This is a genomic window from Providencia sp. PROV024 (assembly GCF_032709665.1).
GTDB lineage: Bacteria > Pseudomonadota > Gammaproteobacteria > Enterobacterales > Enterobacteriaceae > Providencia > Providencia huashanensis.
Genome location: NZ_CP120545.1, coordinates 2,674,956 through 2,691,943 on the forward strand (window position 1 = coordinate 2,674,956; position 16,988 = coordinate 2,691,943).

Sequence of the window (16,988 nt, forward strand, 5' to 3'; positions counted from 1 at the left end):
CCTGCATTTTATTTACGTGATACATTAATACTGTTAATTTCAGCTTCAGTTAACGGCCGATACTCACCGGGCTCAAGCGAATCATCGAGCCATATTTCCCCGACTCGTTCCCGATGCAAGCCGCAAACATGGTTACCCACCGCTGCAAACATACGTTTTACCTGATGGTAGCGCCCTTCGCTAATCGTCAATCTAACATCACGTGGACTAATGATTTCAAGTTTGGCTGGCTTAGTGACGGTTTTTTCACCGTTAAGCATTACACCTTGCTCAAACTGTGCAGCCACACCATTTGCGATATCGTCACTTAATTGCACACGATAGGTTTTCTCACAATGATGTTTTGGTGATGTAATCCGATGAGACCATTGCCCATCATCAGTTAGCAATACTAACCCTGTCGTATCAATATCTAAGCGCCCTGCTGAATGAAGTTTTTGAGCGAGCGGCTCATCGATAAAATAAAGTATAGTGGGATGCGTTGGGTCATCTGTCGAGCAAATATACCCTTGGGGTTTATGCAACATAAAGTAACGAGGCCCCGTTACTTGCACAAGAACATTGCCATCATAAGCGACTTCATGGTCGGTCGTAACTTGAAAGGCTCCCGATTTGACGATTACATCATCAACTGTCACCAGCCCTGAGCGCAATTCACGCGCTACCAAACTGCGGCTTATCCCTAATTGCTGGGACAAAAATTTATCCAGTCGCATAGATTCTCTTAACTTGATGGAATGCCAGTGAGGCGTACAATAGCACTCAACTGTCAGAATATAGAATGAAAGGTTGCTGTGATTATTATCACATAATTCATTATATCAATAACCCTAGTGAAGGGATAGTTTCCTAGCAGCAACTCAGATCTTTAGACAGAGCCATGGTTTTAAATTAAATTTAACGCCTTTTTCCCAACTTATTAACTCTATACTGAATAATATGTCTTTTGTTTTACGTCCTTATCAACAAGAAGCCGTTGATGCAACAGTGCATTATTTCCGCAAGCACACCCAACCTGCGGTTATTGTTCTACCTACTGGCGCGGGGAAAAGCTTAGTCATCGCAGAGTTAGCTCGCCTTGCGCGTGGTCGTGTTCTTGTGTTAGCCCATGTTAAAGAACTCGTTGAGCAAAACCATGGAAAATACCTCGCTTATGGCTTACAGGCTGATATTTTTGCCGCTGGACTGAATCAAAAAGATTCACAAAGTAAGGTCGTATTTGGGAGTGTACAATCGGTTGCCCGGAACCTTGATGCTTTCAATACTCACTTTTCTTTAATTATCATTGATGAATGCCACCGTATCAGCCTGAATGACAAAAGCCAATACCAGCAAATTATTCAAGCCTTACAAATTCATAACCCTACGTTACGTATTTTGGGGTTAACAGCGACGCCTTATAGGCTTGCCAGTGGCTGGATTTACCAATACCACTATCATGGTATGGTGCGGGGCGATGAAAACTGTTTTTTCCGTGAATGTATTTATGAATTGCCACTACATTATATGATTAAAAATAAGTTTCTCGTCCCTCCTGAACGGTTGGATATGCCCGTTTTGCAATATGACTTTAGTCAGGTTTCACTGAGCTCATCTGGTATTTTTAATGAACAAGAGCTCAATTTATCACTTAAAAAGCAACAAAGGATCACGCCAAAAATCGTTTCTCAAATTGTTGAGTATGCAACGCCATTACAAGGCTGTATGATTTTTGCGGCAACAGTAGAACATGCAAAGGAAATACTGGGTTATCTACCTAAAAATACGGCTGCGCTTGTGACGGCAGATACCCCCGCTGCTGATAGGCAAGACATCATTCAACGTTTCAAAAACAAGCAATTACATTATTTAGTCAATGTTTCTGTATTAACCACGGGCTTCGATGCCCCCCATGTTGATGTAATAGCTATTTTACGCCCTACCGAATCCGTAAGCTTGTATCAACAAATTGTCGGCAGAGGCCTGCGACTTGCCACCGGAAAAACAAAATGCCTCATTTTAGATTATGCAGGCAACCCTCATGACCTATTTCGACCGGAAGTCGGCTCAAGTAAACCCAATTCAACGAGTGTACCCGTGCAAGTTTTTTGCCCATTATGCCAATTTGCCAATACTTTTTGGGGGAAATGCACTTCTGATGGGCAAATTATCGAACACTATGGTCGTCGCTGCCAAGGTTGGGAAGAAAATCAACACGGACAAAAACAACAATGTGAATTCCGTTTTCGATTTAAACAGTGCCCCCATTGTGGCGCAGAAAATGATATTGCCGCACGTCGTTGCCAACAATGCCAAGAAGTCCTCACTGACCCTGATGATATGCTAAAAGCTGCACTTAAATTAAAGGATGCCCTAATTTTACGTTGCGGTGGGATGCAATTGTTGACAGGGCATGATGCAAAAGGTGAATGGCTTAAGATTAATTATTATGATGAGGACGGAACCAGCGTTTCTGAAAGGTTTCGTTTAACAACACCAGCTCAGCGACAAGCCTTTGAATTTCGATTTTTACGCGAACATCAACGTGCGCCTGGGGTTCCATTTAAGTGGAATAATGCTAATGATATTTTATTACAACAATCATTATTACGTTATCCACAATTTATCGTGGCTCGGAAAAAAGAACGCTATTGGGAAATACGTGAAAAAATCTTCGATTATCAAGGGCGTTTTCGCGTTGCTGACAGCCTATCTTAAAGCTAAGGCGATCTTAATGATTGCTGGATGGCGGATTTTTCGTTAAAATGCCGCCCGCCTTCATATATCACATTCTCTGAATGAAATATTCTTAGGCCAAATCTCGAACCTGCTGCTGGGTCGCCTGTAGCAGGATTTATCTTTTCTTTTTATAGAGAAATAGTAATGTTAACTATCAATGCAATTGAACGTAAAGAGCAGGGTAAGGGTGCGAGCCGCCGCCTGCGCAGAGATAACCAACTTCCAGCTATCGTTTACGGTGGCAACCAAGAGCCTATCTCTGTGACTTTAAACCACGATGAAATCATTAACCAAGAAAGCAAAGCAGAATTTTACGAAGTTCTGAATCTGGTTATCGATGGTAAAGAAACTAAAGTAAAAGTTCAGGCTGTTCAACGTCACCCATTTAAGCCAAAAGTGACGCACATTGACTTCCTGCGCGCTTAATTAAAGCCCACAGCCGAGCTTTAGAAATTTCGGGACGCCGAGTAAATAACGCCGCAATTGCGGCGTTATTTATTTCTAGGGTATTTATTTTTAGCCTTCGCTATTCTGGCAAAGAACTAATTTTCCTTCAGTAATTTCACTTACTACCACGTCGTTGTAACTGGTCACGCAAATTAGGTGGGGTACCACGAATAGTTAATGTATCAGTTACTGGGTCCCAAAAAATACGCTCCCCCATCAACATAGCATCGAAACTGATAGTGATCCCCCCTCCACTTCCTGAAAATTTGGTCAGTTGCTTTAGTGTTCCTCTATCAGCAGGAAAACTTTCTTCTAGTTGATAATCATTTTGACGTGCGAAATCATCAAAGCTTTGCTCTTCCACCATTGGCAACTCTTTTGCCAATACCTGCAATTCAATTTCCTCGCCCGATTGAAGTTGTTCAGTACAATAACTATGGACTTGCTGGCGGTACGCTTGGCGCGTATTTTTATCCATTTGAGCATTGTCACAAAAATCATCTAACGCTTGAACTAACCCCTTATTTTGTACTTTTGCGTTTAACCCTTCAGAAGCTGCCAAGAAATCCATAAAGAAATCAGAGACTTTACGCCCTACCCGCCCTTTTAAAAAGGTTAAATAACGTTTTGATTCAGGGTTTGTTTCCCACTCGGTTAAATCAATACGAGCGACAATATCCGCATGAGGTATATCTAAATAATGTGTCGTTCCTAAATCTAAAGTGTCCGTGACAAACATGCTATCGCAACTACTCAAAACTGAAATCAAAAGATATTCAACAGCAAGGTAGCGATACTGACAGAAAAGTACGATCCCCCCTTCAGCAAAAGGGTATTTAGCGAGTTCATCCTTTAAACGTACCGTCATCGCACGGCTGAAACCTAAAAACTCTTCTTCACCTTTACGCAGTAACTTTAAAGCATCAGCCAGTTCACTTTCTTCATTAAACTCACCGAATGCTTTACTTTTTGCACTATAGACTCGGTGTAATTCTGCCATCATGTCCTGTACGACATCATCCGCTGTTAATAAAGAATCCCGTAACATCACCTCAAGGGTTTGTTCATCCCGCTTAATCAACTGATGTAAAGCTATCTGGGTAATTTCCAGACTCATTGTTGGCTCCTTTTTTATAGCAGAAATATTGTCGCGCGTATTCAAACACTGATATTATCACTCTGCAATAGAAACTATCATTTGTTCTTTTTTCAACCTCAAAATGCTGAACTAATACGCACTTTACGAATCTGAATAAACATTATTATCACTTAAACGAAAATTTGTTGCGAAGAAAGAAGAAAAAACAGCAGCTATACGCTATGATATGGAGCTTTCATTAATTTAGGATGTCTCAATTTATGCCACAATCATCTCGCTATAGTGATGAAAAAGTTGAAGGTTTACTTTCTGACCTCGTGAGTGTGTTAGAAAAAAACCATACACCTGTTGACCTTTCCCTTATGGTGTTAGGTAATATGGTAACGAATCTGCTCAATACTTCTGTTGCGCCAGCGCAACGTAAAATGATTGCAGAATCCTTTGCAAACGCATTACTTTCTTCTGTTAAAGAAGATCAATCACACTAATTGATTAATGAAATAAACAGTATGGTCACCCACCTGCGCTACCGTGACAAAGTCTCTGCCATGATTGGTTGGGGACACTGGTTTGCACTATTCAATATACTGCTTAGTCTTGTACTAAGCAGTAGCTATCTGTTTATTTTTGATTGGCCAGATACCTTAACTGGTCGTGTTTATGCTTTCGTCAGTTGGTTAGGTCATTTTAGTTTTGTGGTCTTTGCCGCTTACCTACTCATTATTTTTCCACTGACCTTTATTGTGATGTCTCAGAGGCTACTGAGGCTACTTTGTGTTGCCCTTGCGACAGCAGGGATGACACTGTTAATTTTTGATATACGTGTTTTTAGTCAGTTCGGCCTTCACCTAACACCACAAGTTTGGGATCTCGTCATCAACCCAACCAAGGGGGAGATGGCCCGTGAATGGCAGTTAATGTTTATTAGCATCCCTATTATCTTTCTACTTGAGATGCTATTTGCCACTTGGAGCTGGCAAAAACTTCGTAGCCTAAACCGGCAAACTTTTGGTAAGCCGCTTGCGAGTATTTTTATTGTGACTTTTATTATGTCACACCTTATGTATGCTTGGGCTGATGCCAATTTTTATCGCCCTATTACTATGCAACGCTATAATTACCCATTATCGCAACCAATGACGGCACGTAAGCTACTTGATAAGTATGGTTTATTAAACTTAACCGAACATCAAAACCGCGTATTCCAACAAGGTAGCCCTACGGCATTGAAACTAAACTACCCACTAAAACCGTTAAGTTACTATGACCAAGGTGCTGGCTATAACTTATTGTTGTTAGTGATTGATGACCTCGGGGACAAGTCCCAGCAGGATTCAATGAATTCACTTAATGCGTTTAAAGAGATTAGTACGCAATTTACCAACCACTATACAACGGGTTTGCGTAACGATACCGCATTATTTGGCTTATTCTATGGAATATCATCAACTTATTTTGATAACATTTTAAACGGTAGGCATCCATCCGCTTTAATTTCGGCTCTGCAACACCAAGGTTATCAATTTGGTTTATTCTCGACCGATGGATTCAATTCACCTTTATTTAGGCAAGCTATTTTATCTGACTACTCGTTACCTGCAAAAACTGCAGATAACGACAATTTAACCATCTCACAATGGAATCACTGGCTAAGTAATTTGAAACACGATTCCCCTTGGTTCTCTTTCCTTAATATTAAAGGGGCCCCTGGTAGCGCAAAAACCAATGAACAAATTAACAGTGTGATGGCTACATTAAAACGTGATGGTCGCTTACAAAATACCATTGTTATCGTGACTGCAAATTACAATAACAATGGAAAAGCAGAAAATGAATGGTTGAATAATAAACGCTTCAATCGTGACAAAATGCAAGTGCCATTATTTATTTATTGGCCAAATACACCCGCTCAACAGATTGATAAGCTTACAAGCCATCAAGATGTCATGACCACGTTAATGCAGCGTTTATTACATGTAAACAACCCGCCTGATGATTATAGTCAGGGTGAGGATTTGTTTAGTAATCAACGCGTTTATCCATGGGTGATCACTGGTGACAATGATGATGTCGTTATTACTACCGATACCGCCACGCTCTATATGGATCATAATGGTCAGTTTAATATCTACGATAAGCAAGGGGCTATCGAAAAAGACGAAAAACCAGATTTGGCTGAGCTGTTGAAAATTTTCACAGAATTAAAGCGTTTTAATGAGAATTAATGCTTAAATATCAACCAGTCGTATCATTAGTCTATTGCTTTTAGAGACAAATTGAGTAGTATAAAACAAAGTTCGGCATGTAGCGCAGCTTGGTAGCGCACCGTCATGGGGTGTCGGGGGTCGTAGGTTCAAATCCTATCATGCCGACCAACTTTTTATAGAGAAACCAACCACTTAAGGTTGGTTTTTTTATGCCTAAATTTTAAGCGGGGTAAAATGGGGGTAAAACTCCATCGCAATAGTTTCTATTTCAATATCAAAGTGCCCCAACCACTCAAGCTGGCGTATTAGTGTTTATTTGCAGACATTAATAGGAATGAACCTAATACAAAAAAGTACTTAATAAGATTTGCTTCACGTTCCCCTGCTGGTTTTAATTCATGGTAACTAACCGTAAAGACCAAAATAAAGCCAAAATCCCCAATTAAGAAGCGTATTAAGATTACAAGCCTAGAAGTGATAGATTCCCACTGAGTATTAGGTTAGCAAGAGTACAAATTGAAGTGAACAAAAAGGCCGCATAAGCGACCTAATACGGAATATAAGCTATACAGAAACTGTATTATTCAACCAGAAAATTGACATCTAAGCTACCGCGGTATTTTCCTGGAGCTATTTTTCCATTAACGCATAAAGCAAAGTTTAACCCTTGGATAAAATTTCCCCCAACGGAGCTATAAACCTGCTTACTTTTTGTATAATTAATGGCTTGAGAAGAGTCAGCAATACAAACTTCATCACCTTTAGCAGTCGCATCAATCGATGTGGCTATATAAGGCAAATCATCTGAATTTCCATCTAACGGGTCCAGCACCATTCCAGTATAATTTCCATCCACTAGAGCATTGTTTGGCTTAATAGAGATCAAATACTTACCAGTATCTGGACAATTAACATTAACCTGAGCAAGAGCATTAGCTAAATTCTTAGGACTTGGATAAGTCCCCGCTAACTGTACCCCGAAATCAATCTTCGTGTTTGTTATTGCGGATACTTTACATGTATCAACAACAAATAATAGTCGATATCTCAGAGGGATAAAGGTATAGGCAGGCGGTCATTACAGCATGTCGACAGTTGCGACTAATAACACTGTAGGTAATTAAAAGCTCGTTAGTAGCACCATTAAATTTAAGGACCGAGATATCGGGAAGCTCTAATTATATTCTCTTCCACTTGGCTTTACCGCCTTGTAGCGCCCAAACTCAGTAAACCACTTTTGAGCTTCTATGGCTTTTTTACTATTTCCTTCACATGTTCAGATTCTTCTTGTCCTAGTTCAGTGGCAGTACTAAGAACTTTCCAGAAACAACTGATTGTGATCCATTTGATTGGTAGCCATTCACCATTTTGTGCAAGAATTTCAAATTCATATCAGCAGTTTTATAAAGGCAAAGATTTATCTTGCTACGTACAAAGTATAAAAAACACTGATCTACTACTGTCTCAGATATATTCAGAATTATTAAAGAGTAAAAACTCGTGGTCTATGCTCTATTTTGCAGATCACGGTCTGTCTTTTATTGATAATCAACAAGATTTAATTCATGGTGATAAACGTAAACAAAATTTTGAAGGCCCTTTATTTATTACATCTTCTAATTCTGTTGGCCGTAAAATAATATCAGCACAAAGAAATGGGCTTAATTTATTTCAATTATTTGCAGAGTGGTTGGGTATTAATGCTAATAATATAAAACCCACATGTAAAATGCTATCCAATAATGATTGCAAAGGGCAAAGTAATGTGACCGATTTTGATCAACACATTATTGATTTTAATAAACTACCAAATGAATATAAAATACCCATATCAGTATCACTAAAATATTCGTAGCCATTAGTTTATGTTTTTAGTCGATGAGTTCAACTCCTAGTCGGCTGGGTAACCCTAGTGCTTCAAAACGTGAAATTTTCGCCTTGACTAGGCTAGCTTAGAATACTTTTCAATTAGGTCTATAGACAGGTAAGATTTTACACGATCGAATAAAGCCCCCAGTAATTGGGGGCTCTTAATAGAGTAGTCCTTATTACTAAGGTTATTGATAAAGTAATTGAATTTATTTAACCAATTTACACGTACGGCCTTTATCGTCAGAGGTCTTTCCGTTTACAATATCATCCTCTGATATGGTTGCTAAATTAAATTCATTCTTACCTTTAGACCACAATTGAAAGCTTTCACCCGTATATCTTGCACCACTTGCACTTGGTGCCTCATTCAGGACTATAATTTCATCGGAATATAAGATTACTGCGATTTTATCATTTGGGAATGACGCTTTAATTTTCTGACCTTCACAGTTATAAGTATCTGTTTTAGCAGCCAGTGCAGGCTGTGCCATGAAAATAGAAGCTAAAATAATAGCAGGGATAAATTTAATTTTACTCATGTAATGCTCCATCATATAAAAGTATTAAATCCGTTAATGATTTTAAACTCCCATATTGAGTAAAATAATAAGACAATTCCGTAACCAAAGATCTGCATTATATTCGATATTCAGAAACAAGCCCCTAAGAGAACAAAAAATACCTTAGTGGTTTAGTAAGTCCAGACTAATTAGTTAGGTGAGCATCTTTTTAAATTCTACATAGCTCCGCTTATTTAAATGTGACTAGGTGTAGGAGGTTGATTATCCAACATAATAAACCAATGTGTCGAAAAAATGCGAGCATTTCAAAAACAGCTGACTGTTCAACTGATTAATCTAAGAATAAGACTACTCATTACATAATATATTTATCATATGCTATTGCTATAATTTGAAAAAACTTTTTGGGGTTCCAATGAAAAAATTAGCATATATGTTTTTACTTATATCCACATACGCTCTCTCTGATAGTAACAATGACACTAGCCTCATTAAAGATGGCATGAAATCAATAACATCATCAATAACAAGTTCAAGTAAAGATGCACTATCCGGATTCAAGGAAGGTATTGATGAAGGGAGAGCTTCTGGGAGCAGCGTTGATGGTGCTATTATCATTTACGACTTGGAAAACCTGAATAAATACACTGAGATAAAAGTATTAAAATCTGAAAAAACTGCTGATACTGAGTATCTGCTGACATTAGCTATAAAAAATAAATCAGAGTCAGCTATTCGCTTAACAAATTTTGATGATAAAAATAACATTTATATCTTAGACCAAGATGGGTTTACATCTTATTTAAATGGGGTTCAAAGTGATATTAGTATTCCCAAAAGAGCGGCATCTAAAGTGAAGCTTAAATTTTCAGAAGTAGATGATGCTCCTTCAATACTAAGACTATATGACCTAGATGTAAAAGTACCACCTGTAAAATAACTGATTTATTCCTTGTTTTTTTACTCTCACAATAAAAACGGGCTACATTGTGTAAGGCGCGTTTTTATTGTTTTATTTCCAGTTTAATCATCTGTCAGCCCCCTTATCTTGTAATATTGTTTTTAACCATATTAGATTTTATTAATACAAATACAGTAAGTATTTAAATTTAACAATAGCCGATACAGTGAAAATAATTAGAACAGTACTAAAAACAAGATCAAGGTGAGAGAAAAATGTTAAAAATCAATCTTATCGATAGATATTTTGGGAACATATCCATAAAGCGTTGACGTATCGAATCCGCTATTGATTCATCTGTTGGTGAGTTAATCAGGGGATATTAATACCCGCTATAGCTTTCAATACTCATAGTTATAGCCGTGTTTATTTGCTATTTTAATCATATAATCGGTCTTGTCACCAAAAACAATAATTCTATAGATTGATAACAACCTATTGATTTCATGCGACTAAAGACTAAACTGTGATTCCATTTACACAAAGGCAGGCTCACAATAGCTAATGAATATAAATTTCAGATTAACCACATCTCATGATGTGAGCGCTATTTTTCTTATTGATACTGTAGCAACACCAGAAAGACTGCTGGAAATCACGCAGTGGGTAAAGCAAAATGCGTGTTTTGTATTAGAAGCAAATGATGAAATATTGGCTTATGGTGTATTAACCCATCATTTTTATTCACATGGTTTTATTGAATTATTAATGGTAAATAACAAATATCGGCGTCAAGGCTTTGGTCACATACTGATTAATAAATTAAAAGAGCAAAGCAAAACGGATAAAATTTTCACATCGACTAATCAGTCAAATCTGGCTACACAAAAGCTCCTTGAGAAAACTGGCTTTGTTCCTAGCGGCTATATTGATAACCTAGACGATAATGACCCAGAACTCATTTACTACTATAACCGAGTTAAAACTATCTAGGTACCCTTATTATAACAACGAATTATCCATAATCGTCTGTTGTAACTGATGAGCAAAAAGCCGATATGCGTCATCACTAATGGCGCTAGGATAACTTAATACTTCGAGCTGATGAGGCTTATTTTCTGGGTAATAGCTTGGATGAGTATGCGAGTATCGATTTCGTTGAAACCCGCAATGTTGATAAAAATTGAGCCTTTTTTTGCTTATCTCATCAATTACAGGGTCAATTTCAAGAATAACTTTACCTACATTCCCGCAAAATTGTTTCAATACTTTTTGACCATATCCTTGCCCTCTTAATTCTGCGGAAATAGCAAAGTGCTCAATATAGAAATAATCATTAATTTTCCAGCAACCTATAAAACCAACAAAAATAGAGCTATTAGCAAAGTAATATAAGTAATAGTCATCTTGGCCTAATACTGCTTTACGCCCTTGATAACTTCTCTGTTCGTACAAAGGAAATGCCTTATCATAAAGTTGATTAATGGCATTTATTTCCTCAATATTTTCCCTCGACATACGGCTAGATCGTAACATTTAGACTAAACTCACTTTAATAAACCCTGTTTTTTCTTAAGAATACGGATTTTTTGTTGCCTGACAACCCGTTTATTGCCCTAAGCAGCGAAAGAAGTAACATTAACTTTTTGTTTTATATTAATATTATTCTGACTCTATTTTTACCAATAAAATATTTACTTATCGATATTGACTTTTCACACTGATACATTTAAAAATACTGTATATTAATACAGTCCTTACTAGAGGTCATTATGTTACGGATTGAAGTGTTATTTGATAAAAATGCACCACAGAAACCAAGTTCAACTGTTTTACATGCTCTTGAGTCTGAGATCTTACGTAAACTACAGAATCAGTACCCAGATATGGTCACTCGAGTTGGCTTTAGCTCTCAACAACGTGTAAATATTTCAGGTACAAAAATATCGGAGGATAAAACTCGTATTGAAGAAATATTGGAGGAAATTTGGATGGATGACGGCTGGGTTCCCGAAGAAAGTACAGAATAATCGGTACCTAAATAAAGGAATGCTGTTTACTACTAACTCATTCCTTTATTTTTATAAAGCTAAAATTCGTACTAAAGCTTGTTAAGCTATTTATCCCAATCATTGGCCTGTTAACCTACTTTTTGCCTATATTCCAATTAAGTTATAACGCCCTATCCCAGTATTTAGCATGAGCCCCATTCATACCGTAATCACATTCATTTATTATTAGTAAATTTTTTTCCTTAAAAAATCCTTAATAACTTTTAATAAACTTGTTTTATCTTTTTTATTATCTGCAATCTTAATTTGAGAAATACATTTTTTTAGTTCTGTACAAGTTGAGATCTCACTTATCGCTAGATTTGAAATACTTACAACTGGCATTTTATTATAATCTTTAGTAATAAAAGTCAATGTTATCAGGATAATTACAATGAATATTGCTACTCCATATAAGGTTTTTTTCATTTTAATGCCCTTATTCTTAGTATGTAGGATAATCATAAACAGACTATTTTTTTATACCTTAAAGAGCGGTTAAACTATCCTTAAGATAAGCTTAAATCTAGTTAAGCCAAGAGTTAGATATGTTGTTTGTCAGTGTTTGAATGCTTATACTTGTAAGCAGAGGTGATAAAATGAATATCCTTTTAGTAGAAGACGATCTCCAACTGGGGAAGGCGCTTTGCCGAGGGCTGGAACTTGCTGGATTCAATCCATGTTGGGTACGGCTACTGGCTGATGCAAAGCAACAACTCGCTTCTCGGAATTTTGATTTGATGTTATTAGATTTAGGCTTGCCAGATGGTGATGGTCATCAGGAGTTAATTGCATGGCGTAATGCGGGGGAATCTATCCCAATTATTATTCTAACGGCTAGAAATCAAATGGATAATTTGGTTTCCAGTTTAGATTCAGGGGCGGACGATTTTTTGACGAAACCATTTGCAATGCCAGAGCTTATTTCTCGAGTTAAAGCAGTTAGCCGCCGTATGGCTGGGTTTTCGTCTGAAATATGGCAATTAGATAACCTACAATTAAATCCAGTTAATCACCAAGTTTCACTTAACGGTCAATTACTTTTTCTATCTGGTAAAGAATATTTACTATTGTATGAATTAATAAGAAATGCCGATAACGTTGTTAGAAAAGTCGACTTAGAGCAACGTCTATTTGGTGTAGATGATATAGAAAGCAACTCCTTAGAGGTTCATATTCATAATCTGCGCCGTAAAATAGGAAAAGAGCGTATTATTACTATCCGAGGTATTGGTTACTTATTAAAAAAGAAGTACAGCCATGAAGGTTAAATCATTTTTTATTTATACATTCGGTTTACAAATTACCTCTGTCATTTTTTTATGGTTGTTATTAGTTGGCTGGTTACAATTTTATTATTGGCCAGCTATTCATGACGAATTAAATGAACAACAAAATATAATTACACAAGGTTTCGCTAGAACACTCAGCGTGGTTTCCGATGACCCTGAACAATTCAATGAAATAGCTGATAGCTTACAAGCCTTATATATGGAAGCCATGGAAAATGGGGATGATATAAGCTATCGCCCATTCATGTTAGTAAGGGATAAACAAGGAAATGTTTATTATCGCAATAACGATAAACTGCTTGTCCCATCTCTTAAATCAGTAGCCGAACTAACGGCTTTACATAAAGATTGGCATTTTACCTCTGCATGGAATAAAAATAACACGTTTGAAATCGTCATTGCTGAATCTTATAGTGATAGAAAATCTTTGTTAGGTACTCCTGCTGAAGGCACGGCTATTCCACTCGCTTTTATTTTAGGGATCATGCTACTTGCTATGTTAATTACCGCATATTTTAGCCTGCGTCCTTTAAGGCAATCCGCAAAACTTATTTCTAGCCGTCAGCCCGGTAATTTAACGCCGATAGAAACCAAAGAACAATACAAAGAAATTCGCCCTATTATTGCTGCTATTAATAATTTAATGGCACGTGTTGATGCCGCAAACCAACGAGAAAAACGCTTTATGGCAGATGCTGCTCATGAATTGCGTACTCCGATTGCAGCCGTTATCGCCCAATTACACTTATTAATGCAGATCGACCATCCGAAAGAAAAAGAAGAAATTATTAATGACATGCAAGAAACATTAAATCGTGCAGCGTCACTTTCCCATCAACTAATTGACCTTGCCCGTTTAGAGACTGAGGATTTCTTATTAAATAAAGAAAATATCGACCTACCTATGCTCATCAGTAACTTAATTGCCACTCATGTACCTTATGCTATTAACAAAAATATTGATGTCGAGCTTCAAAGCTCTGATTCCTTTAATATACTCACCGACAAGCTTGCTTTGAGTAATATTTTTACTAACCTGATTGAAAATGCGATTAAATATTGTCCTAAAGATGGGAAAATAAAAGTTACCCTAAAAGACCTTACTCCTTTTGGTGCCACTATTTTAGTTCAAGATAATGGACGCGGCATTCCCGAAGAAAGTCGACAGCTTATTTTTTCCCGTTTCTATCGAGTACCGGGAACAATGGAAATTGGGAGTGGGTTAGGCTTATCCATAGCCCATAACTTAGCAACAAAAATAGGCGCAGTGATTAGAGTGACGGATGGATTAGAAGATAAGGGTATCGGGTTTATTATTGACTTACCCTAAATCCAATTATGTTATTGACTTAACAGCATAGCTTCTACTTAACCTTTACAATAGCCTCTTTAAGTTAATATACTTACAATATAAAGAGGCAATAATGTCCAATGCATTAATAATTATTGATCTTATCGAAGAAATAATTGGTAAAAATGGCTTATCTAACTCAAGTTATCAACAAACTCAATCTCGTAAAATAGTCGAAAAAGCAAACCAAGCAGCAAACCATGCACGTAATCATAATATCCCGATTATTTGGGTTAAAGTTGGCTTTGCGGATAATTACCATGATATACCTGCCGGCTCCCCCATGTTTCAGCACGCTAAAAACATAGGCGCTCTAAAATTAAGTGAAAATGGCTGTAATTGGGTAAATGACTTAGAAGTTCATTTTCGCGACCTAGTAATGATTAAAAAAGGTGTATCCGCATTTGCTGGTAACCAGCTAAATAAATGGCTAACGGATAATAACATTACACAGCTATTTATTGGCGGAGTCAGTACAGTAAAAGCGATTCAAAGTAGTGCCAGACAAGCTCATGACTTAGGTTACTATGTCACAGTTTTAGAAGACTTATGCGCAGCCCCAACACCTGAGCTTCATGAGCAAAGTCTTGAGGCATTAGAAGGATTGATATCGATTTCTTCTGTTAAAGAATTTATGCAAATAAAATAATCAATCCACCTCCATATCTGCTTATTTTATTGGGTTTTTTGTAGGTAAATTTCACGTAGCCGGATTGCAATTTCTCCCGGCTCACCTTTACCAATAACTTGATTGTTTACTTTTACAATAGGCCAAACTAATGTTGTCGCTGAAGTAATAAATACCTCTTTTGCTGCTAACATATCATCTAGTGTAAAAGCCTTTTCAATAAGCTCTATTCCCTGCTCCCCAGCAAGTTCAATAACAGCCCGGCGAGTAATTCCAGGTAAAATTATATTACTCAAGCCTCGAGTTTGTAGTTGATTATCACGATTCACAATAAAACAATTACTAGAACTTCCTTCTGTAATATAACCATCTTTAATAAAAACAGCATCATCAGCGCCTTGCTGCCTAGCAAATTCTTTTGCCATTGACGCCGCAAGCAATGAAACCGTTTTAATATCACAACGTTGCCAACGAATATCTTCCACTGTGACCACTTTAATTCCAGTCTTAGCTTTTACGCTATCAATAATATTCATCTGTTGTGCGAATAATACTAAGGTTGGCTTAGTACCTGTCTCTGGATATAAAAAATCACGTACTTTTGCATTACCACGAGTCAGTTGTAAATAAATAAGCCCTTCTTGTAAGCTATTTTGTTGAATTAACTGCAAATGAATCTGTTTTAACTCCGCTACGCTACAAGGCATTAAAAGTTGTAGCTCCTTGCATGAGCGCTGTAAACGAGCCATGTGATGTTCAAAATCAATTAGCTTACCATTGATAATGGCCGTCACTTCATACACGGCATCTGCGAAGAGAAACCCCCGGTCAAAAACCGATACAGACGCTTGTTCTTCAGGTAAGAACTGACCGTTAACATAAGTAATCATTGAGATAGATTCCTTTATCAATCAACTTTTATCTTTTATAAGATTAACCATACACCATATTGAAATTAATGCTTTTTATCCCTTCACATATTTCATTTTTGTATGATTATTTCTCGTAGGTTTGCAGGCAAATACACTTGAACCCATTTACGCCATTTCAGCTTAAAAATATGTTTAAAAATTAAAATATATTTTATACATCACCTTGACATTAACACGCTGAAAGCTAAAATAGCCTTAAGTGATCTGGATCACATTTTCATATTCGGAGTCAATGATGAATAGCATTAAAGAATTTATCAGTAGTGTACAAGAAGTTGTTGAATTGCTGTCAAAACGTTTTATGTAACTTATTTTTTAATCAACCGAACCGTTTATTTACCTCATCATTAGCGTTAATTTGCATAGTTTTTGCATAGTTTTTGCATAACGACCTTGAAATCAAGGTCGTTTTTTTATTCAAAAACATTTTCAATAACTTCCGCGACTATTGCTGTTCCGACCGCAACAAGAAGCAAGTCTCTTCCACTTATTTTCCATTCATAACCTACATACACTGGTAATTGAGAGGTGAAACCCGCTGGTAGTGATTTCTTAGCAATACCTGGAGGAAGTGGTTTCCCCCGACTAACTTGTTTAGCAATACCCGGTGGTAAACCTTGATATCCGGTTAAACCATATTCAATTGCTAAAGGCCTAACGTTACCAAAACTCACGGTAAAATTAACATTAGCATTTCTTTGCTTGTCATAATATTTATTGGATTTAGCATTATTTTTTGCTTGGACATGAGCCCCTTTATTATTACCATGGATTTTCTGATGTCCCTTGCCATTTCCGGCGCCATGATTACCATTCCCTTGTCCCTGATTACCATTCGGGGATGAGTTAGCTGCTAATGGCGTAATAAAGACCGCAGGCAATAAGATGAACTGCAAGAGAAACAAACATGTCGATTTTTTCAATTTAAATGTGTTCATAACAAGCTCCTACAGAATTAGACCTACGTCG

General features: G+C 37.1%; 19 protein-coding genes and 1 tRNA gene. 12 read left to right on the top strand and 8 right to left on the bottom strand.

Going from position 1 to position 16,988, the window contains the following annotated elements; all coding sequences use genetic code 11:
- Positions 1-8 precede the first annotated feature (8 nt).
- A complete protein-coding gene (gene rsuA, locus P3L56_RS12415) occupies positions 9-716 on the bottom strand; it encodes a 16S rRNA pseudouridine(516) synthase RsuA (protein WP_129466080.1) in 708 nt (235 codons plus the stop codon).
- A 223-nt stretch (positions 717-939) separates the two neighbouring features.
- Between rsuA and P3L56_RS12420 the strand changes: the two genes are divergently transcribed.
- Together P3L56_RS12420 and rplY are read left to right on the top strand one after the other, a co-directional pair.
- The gene (locus tag P3L56_RS12420) at positions 940-2,697 is read left to right on the top strand and encodes a DEAD/DEAH box helicase (RefSeq protein ID WP_206227080.1); all 1,758 of its coding nucleotides are present in this window, start codon (positions 940-942) and stop codon (positions 2,695-2,697) included.
- Between the two features lie 165 nt (positions 2,698-2,862).
- Positions 2,863-3,144 carry a 50S ribosomal protein L25 gene (gene rplY, locus P3L56_RS12425; protein WP_042843399.1) on the top strand — a complete coding sequence of 94 codons (282 nt, stop codon included), beginning with the start codon at positions 2,863-2,865 and terminating at the stop codon, positions 3,142-3,144.
- A gap of 136 nt (positions 3,145-3,280) precedes the next feature.
- On the opposite strand, the gene yejK is transcribed toward rplY, so the two are convergent.
- Positions 3,281-4,282 carry a nucleoid-associated protein YejK gene (gene yejK / locus P3L56_RS12430; RefSeq protein ID WP_198860720.1) on the bottom strand — a complete coding sequence of 334 codons (1,002 nt, stop codon included), beginning with the start codon at positions 4,280-4,282 and terminating at the stop codon, positions 3,281-3,283.
- Positions 4,283-4,524: 242 nt separating this feature from the next.
- On the opposite strand from yejK, the gene P3L56_RS12435 reads away from it, so the two are divergent.
- The 3 genes from P3L56_RS12435 (at position 4,525) to P3L56_RS12445 (ending at position 6,639) form a co-directional block, all read left to right on the top strand.
- Positions 4,525-4,752 carry a YejL family protein gene (locus tag P3L56_RS12435; RefSeq protein ID WP_004911940.1) on the top strand — a complete coding sequence of 76 codons (228 nt, stop codon included), beginning with the start codon at positions 4,525-4,527 and terminating at the stop codon, positions 4,750-4,752.
- A 21-nt stretch (positions 4,753-4,773) separates the two neighbouring features.
- Positions 4,774-6,489, top strand: a complete 1,716-nt coding sequence (yejM, locus tag P3L56_RS12440; RefSeq protein ID WP_042843396.1) for an LPS biosynthesis-modulating metalloenzyme YejM — start codon at positions 4,774-4,776, stop codon at positions 6,487-6,489.
- 73 nt (positions 6,490-6,562) lie between these two features.
- Positions 6,563-6,639 (top strand) — tRNA-Pro (locus tag P3L56_RS12445).
- A 412-nt stretch (positions 6,640-7,051) separates the two neighbouring features.
- On the opposite strand, the gene P3L56_RS12450 is transcribed toward P3L56_RS12445, so the two are convergent.
- A complete protein-coding gene (locus tag P3L56_RS12450; protein WP_198860722.1) occupies positions 7,052-7,357 on the bottom strand; it encodes a hypothetical protein in 306 nt (101 codons plus the stop codon).
- 414 nt (positions 7,358-7,771) lie between these two features.
- On the opposite strand from P3L56_RS12450, the gene P3L56_RS12455 reads away from it, so the two are divergent.
- Positions 7,772-8,326, top strand: coding sequence for a sulfatase-like hydrolase/transferase (locus P3L56_RS12455; RefSeq protein ID WP_272659633.1), 555 nt, complete (start codon positions 7,772-7,774; stop codon positions 8,324-8,326).
- A gap of 223 nt (positions 8,327-8,549) precedes the next feature.
- On the opposite strand, the gene P3L56_RS12460 is transcribed toward P3L56_RS12455, so the two are convergent.
- Positions 8,550-8,882: an MliC family protein gene (locus tag P3L56_RS12460; RefSeq protein ID WP_166685173.1), complete on the bottom strand. Its 333-nt coding sequence runs from the start codon at positions 8,880-8,882 to the stop codon at positions 8,550-8,552.
- A 397-nt stretch (positions 8,883-9,279) separates the two neighbouring features.
- Here P3L56_RS12460 and P3L56_RS12465 point away from each other — a divergent pair, with 397 nt between their 5' ends.
- A complete protein-coding gene (locus P3L56_RS12465; RefSeq protein WP_042844382.1) occupies positions 9,280-9,804 on the top strand; it encodes a hypothetical protein in 525 nt (174 codons plus the stop codon).
- A gap of 525 nt (positions 9,805-10,329) precedes the next feature.
- Positions 10,330-10,758: a GNAT family N-acetyltransferase gene (locus P3L56_RS12470; RefSeq protein ID WP_042844383.1), complete on the top strand. Its 429-nt coding sequence runs from the start codon at positions 10,330-10,332 to the stop codon at positions 10,756-10,758.
- Positions 10,759-10,767: 9 nt separating this feature from the next.
- Here P3L56_RS12470 and P3L56_RS12475 read toward each other — a convergent pair whose 3' ends face one another.
- On the bottom strand, positions 10,768-11,301 hold the full coding sequence (locus tag P3L56_RS12475) for a GNAT family N-acetyltransferase (protein ID WP_129466085.1): 534 nt from the start codon (positions 11,299-11,301) through the stop codon (positions 10,768-10,770).
- A gap of 236 nt (positions 11,302-11,537) precedes the next feature.
- Here P3L56_RS12475 and P3L56_RS12480 point away from each other — a divergent pair, with 236 nt between their 5' ends.
- A complete protein-coding gene (locus P3L56_RS12480) occupies positions 11,538-11,795 on the top strand; it encodes a DinI-like family protein (protein WP_210831927.1) in 258 nt (85 codons plus the stop codon).
- A 207-nt stretch (positions 11,796-12,002) separates the two neighbouring features.
- On the opposite strand, the gene P3L56_RS12485 is transcribed toward P3L56_RS12480, so the two are convergent.
- On the bottom strand, positions 12,003-12,245 hold the full coding sequence (locus P3L56_RS12485) for a hypothetical protein (protein WP_129466086.1): 243 nt from the start codon (positions 12,243-12,245) through the stop codon (positions 12,003-12,005).
- A 170-nt stretch (positions 12,246-12,415) separates the two neighbouring features.
- Here P3L56_RS12485 and P3L56_RS12490 point away from each other — a divergent pair, with 170 nt between their 5' ends.
- The 3 genes from P3L56_RS12490 to P3L56_RS12500 all read left to right on the top strand — a co-directional run bounded on the left by P3L56_RS12490 (position 12,416) and on the right by P3L56_RS12500 (position 15,108).
- Complete coding sequence (locus P3L56_RS12490) at positions 12,416-13,087, top strand: response regulator (protein ID WP_042844387.1); 672 nt, start codon at positions 12,416-12,418, stop codon at positions 13,085-13,087.
- Positions 13,077-14,438, top strand: a complete 1,362-nt coding sequence (locus P3L56_RS12495) for a sensor histidine kinase (RefSeq protein WP_048607474.1) — start codon at positions 13,077-13,079, stop codon at positions 14,436-14,438. The genes P3L56_RS12490 and P3L56_RS12495 overlap by 11 nt, the downstream gene beginning before the upstream one ends.
- A gap of 94 nt (positions 14,439-14,532) precedes the next feature.
- On the top strand, positions 14,533-15,108 hold the full coding sequence (locus P3L56_RS12500; RefSeq protein WP_042844391.1) for a cysteine hydrolase family protein: 576 nt from the start codon (positions 14,533-14,535) through the stop codon (positions 15,106-15,108).
- 26 nt (positions 15,109-15,134) lie between these two features.
- Here the strand turns inward: P3L56_RS12500 and P3L56_RS12505 are convergent, their stop codons facing one another.
- Positions 15,135-15,983: a D-amino-acid transaminase gene (locus tag P3L56_RS12505; protein WP_129466357.1), complete on the bottom strand. Its 849-nt coding sequence runs from the start codon at positions 15,981-15,983 to the stop codon at positions 15,135-15,137.
- 449 nt (positions 15,984-16,432) lie between these two features.
- Positions 16,433-16,957: an anti-virulence regulator CigR family protein gene (locus P3L56_RS12510; protein ID WP_247605658.1), complete on the bottom strand. Its 525-nt coding sequence runs from the start codon at positions 16,955-16,957 to the stop codon at positions 16,433-16,435.
- Between the last annotated feature and the right edge of the window lie 31 nt (positions 16,958-16,988).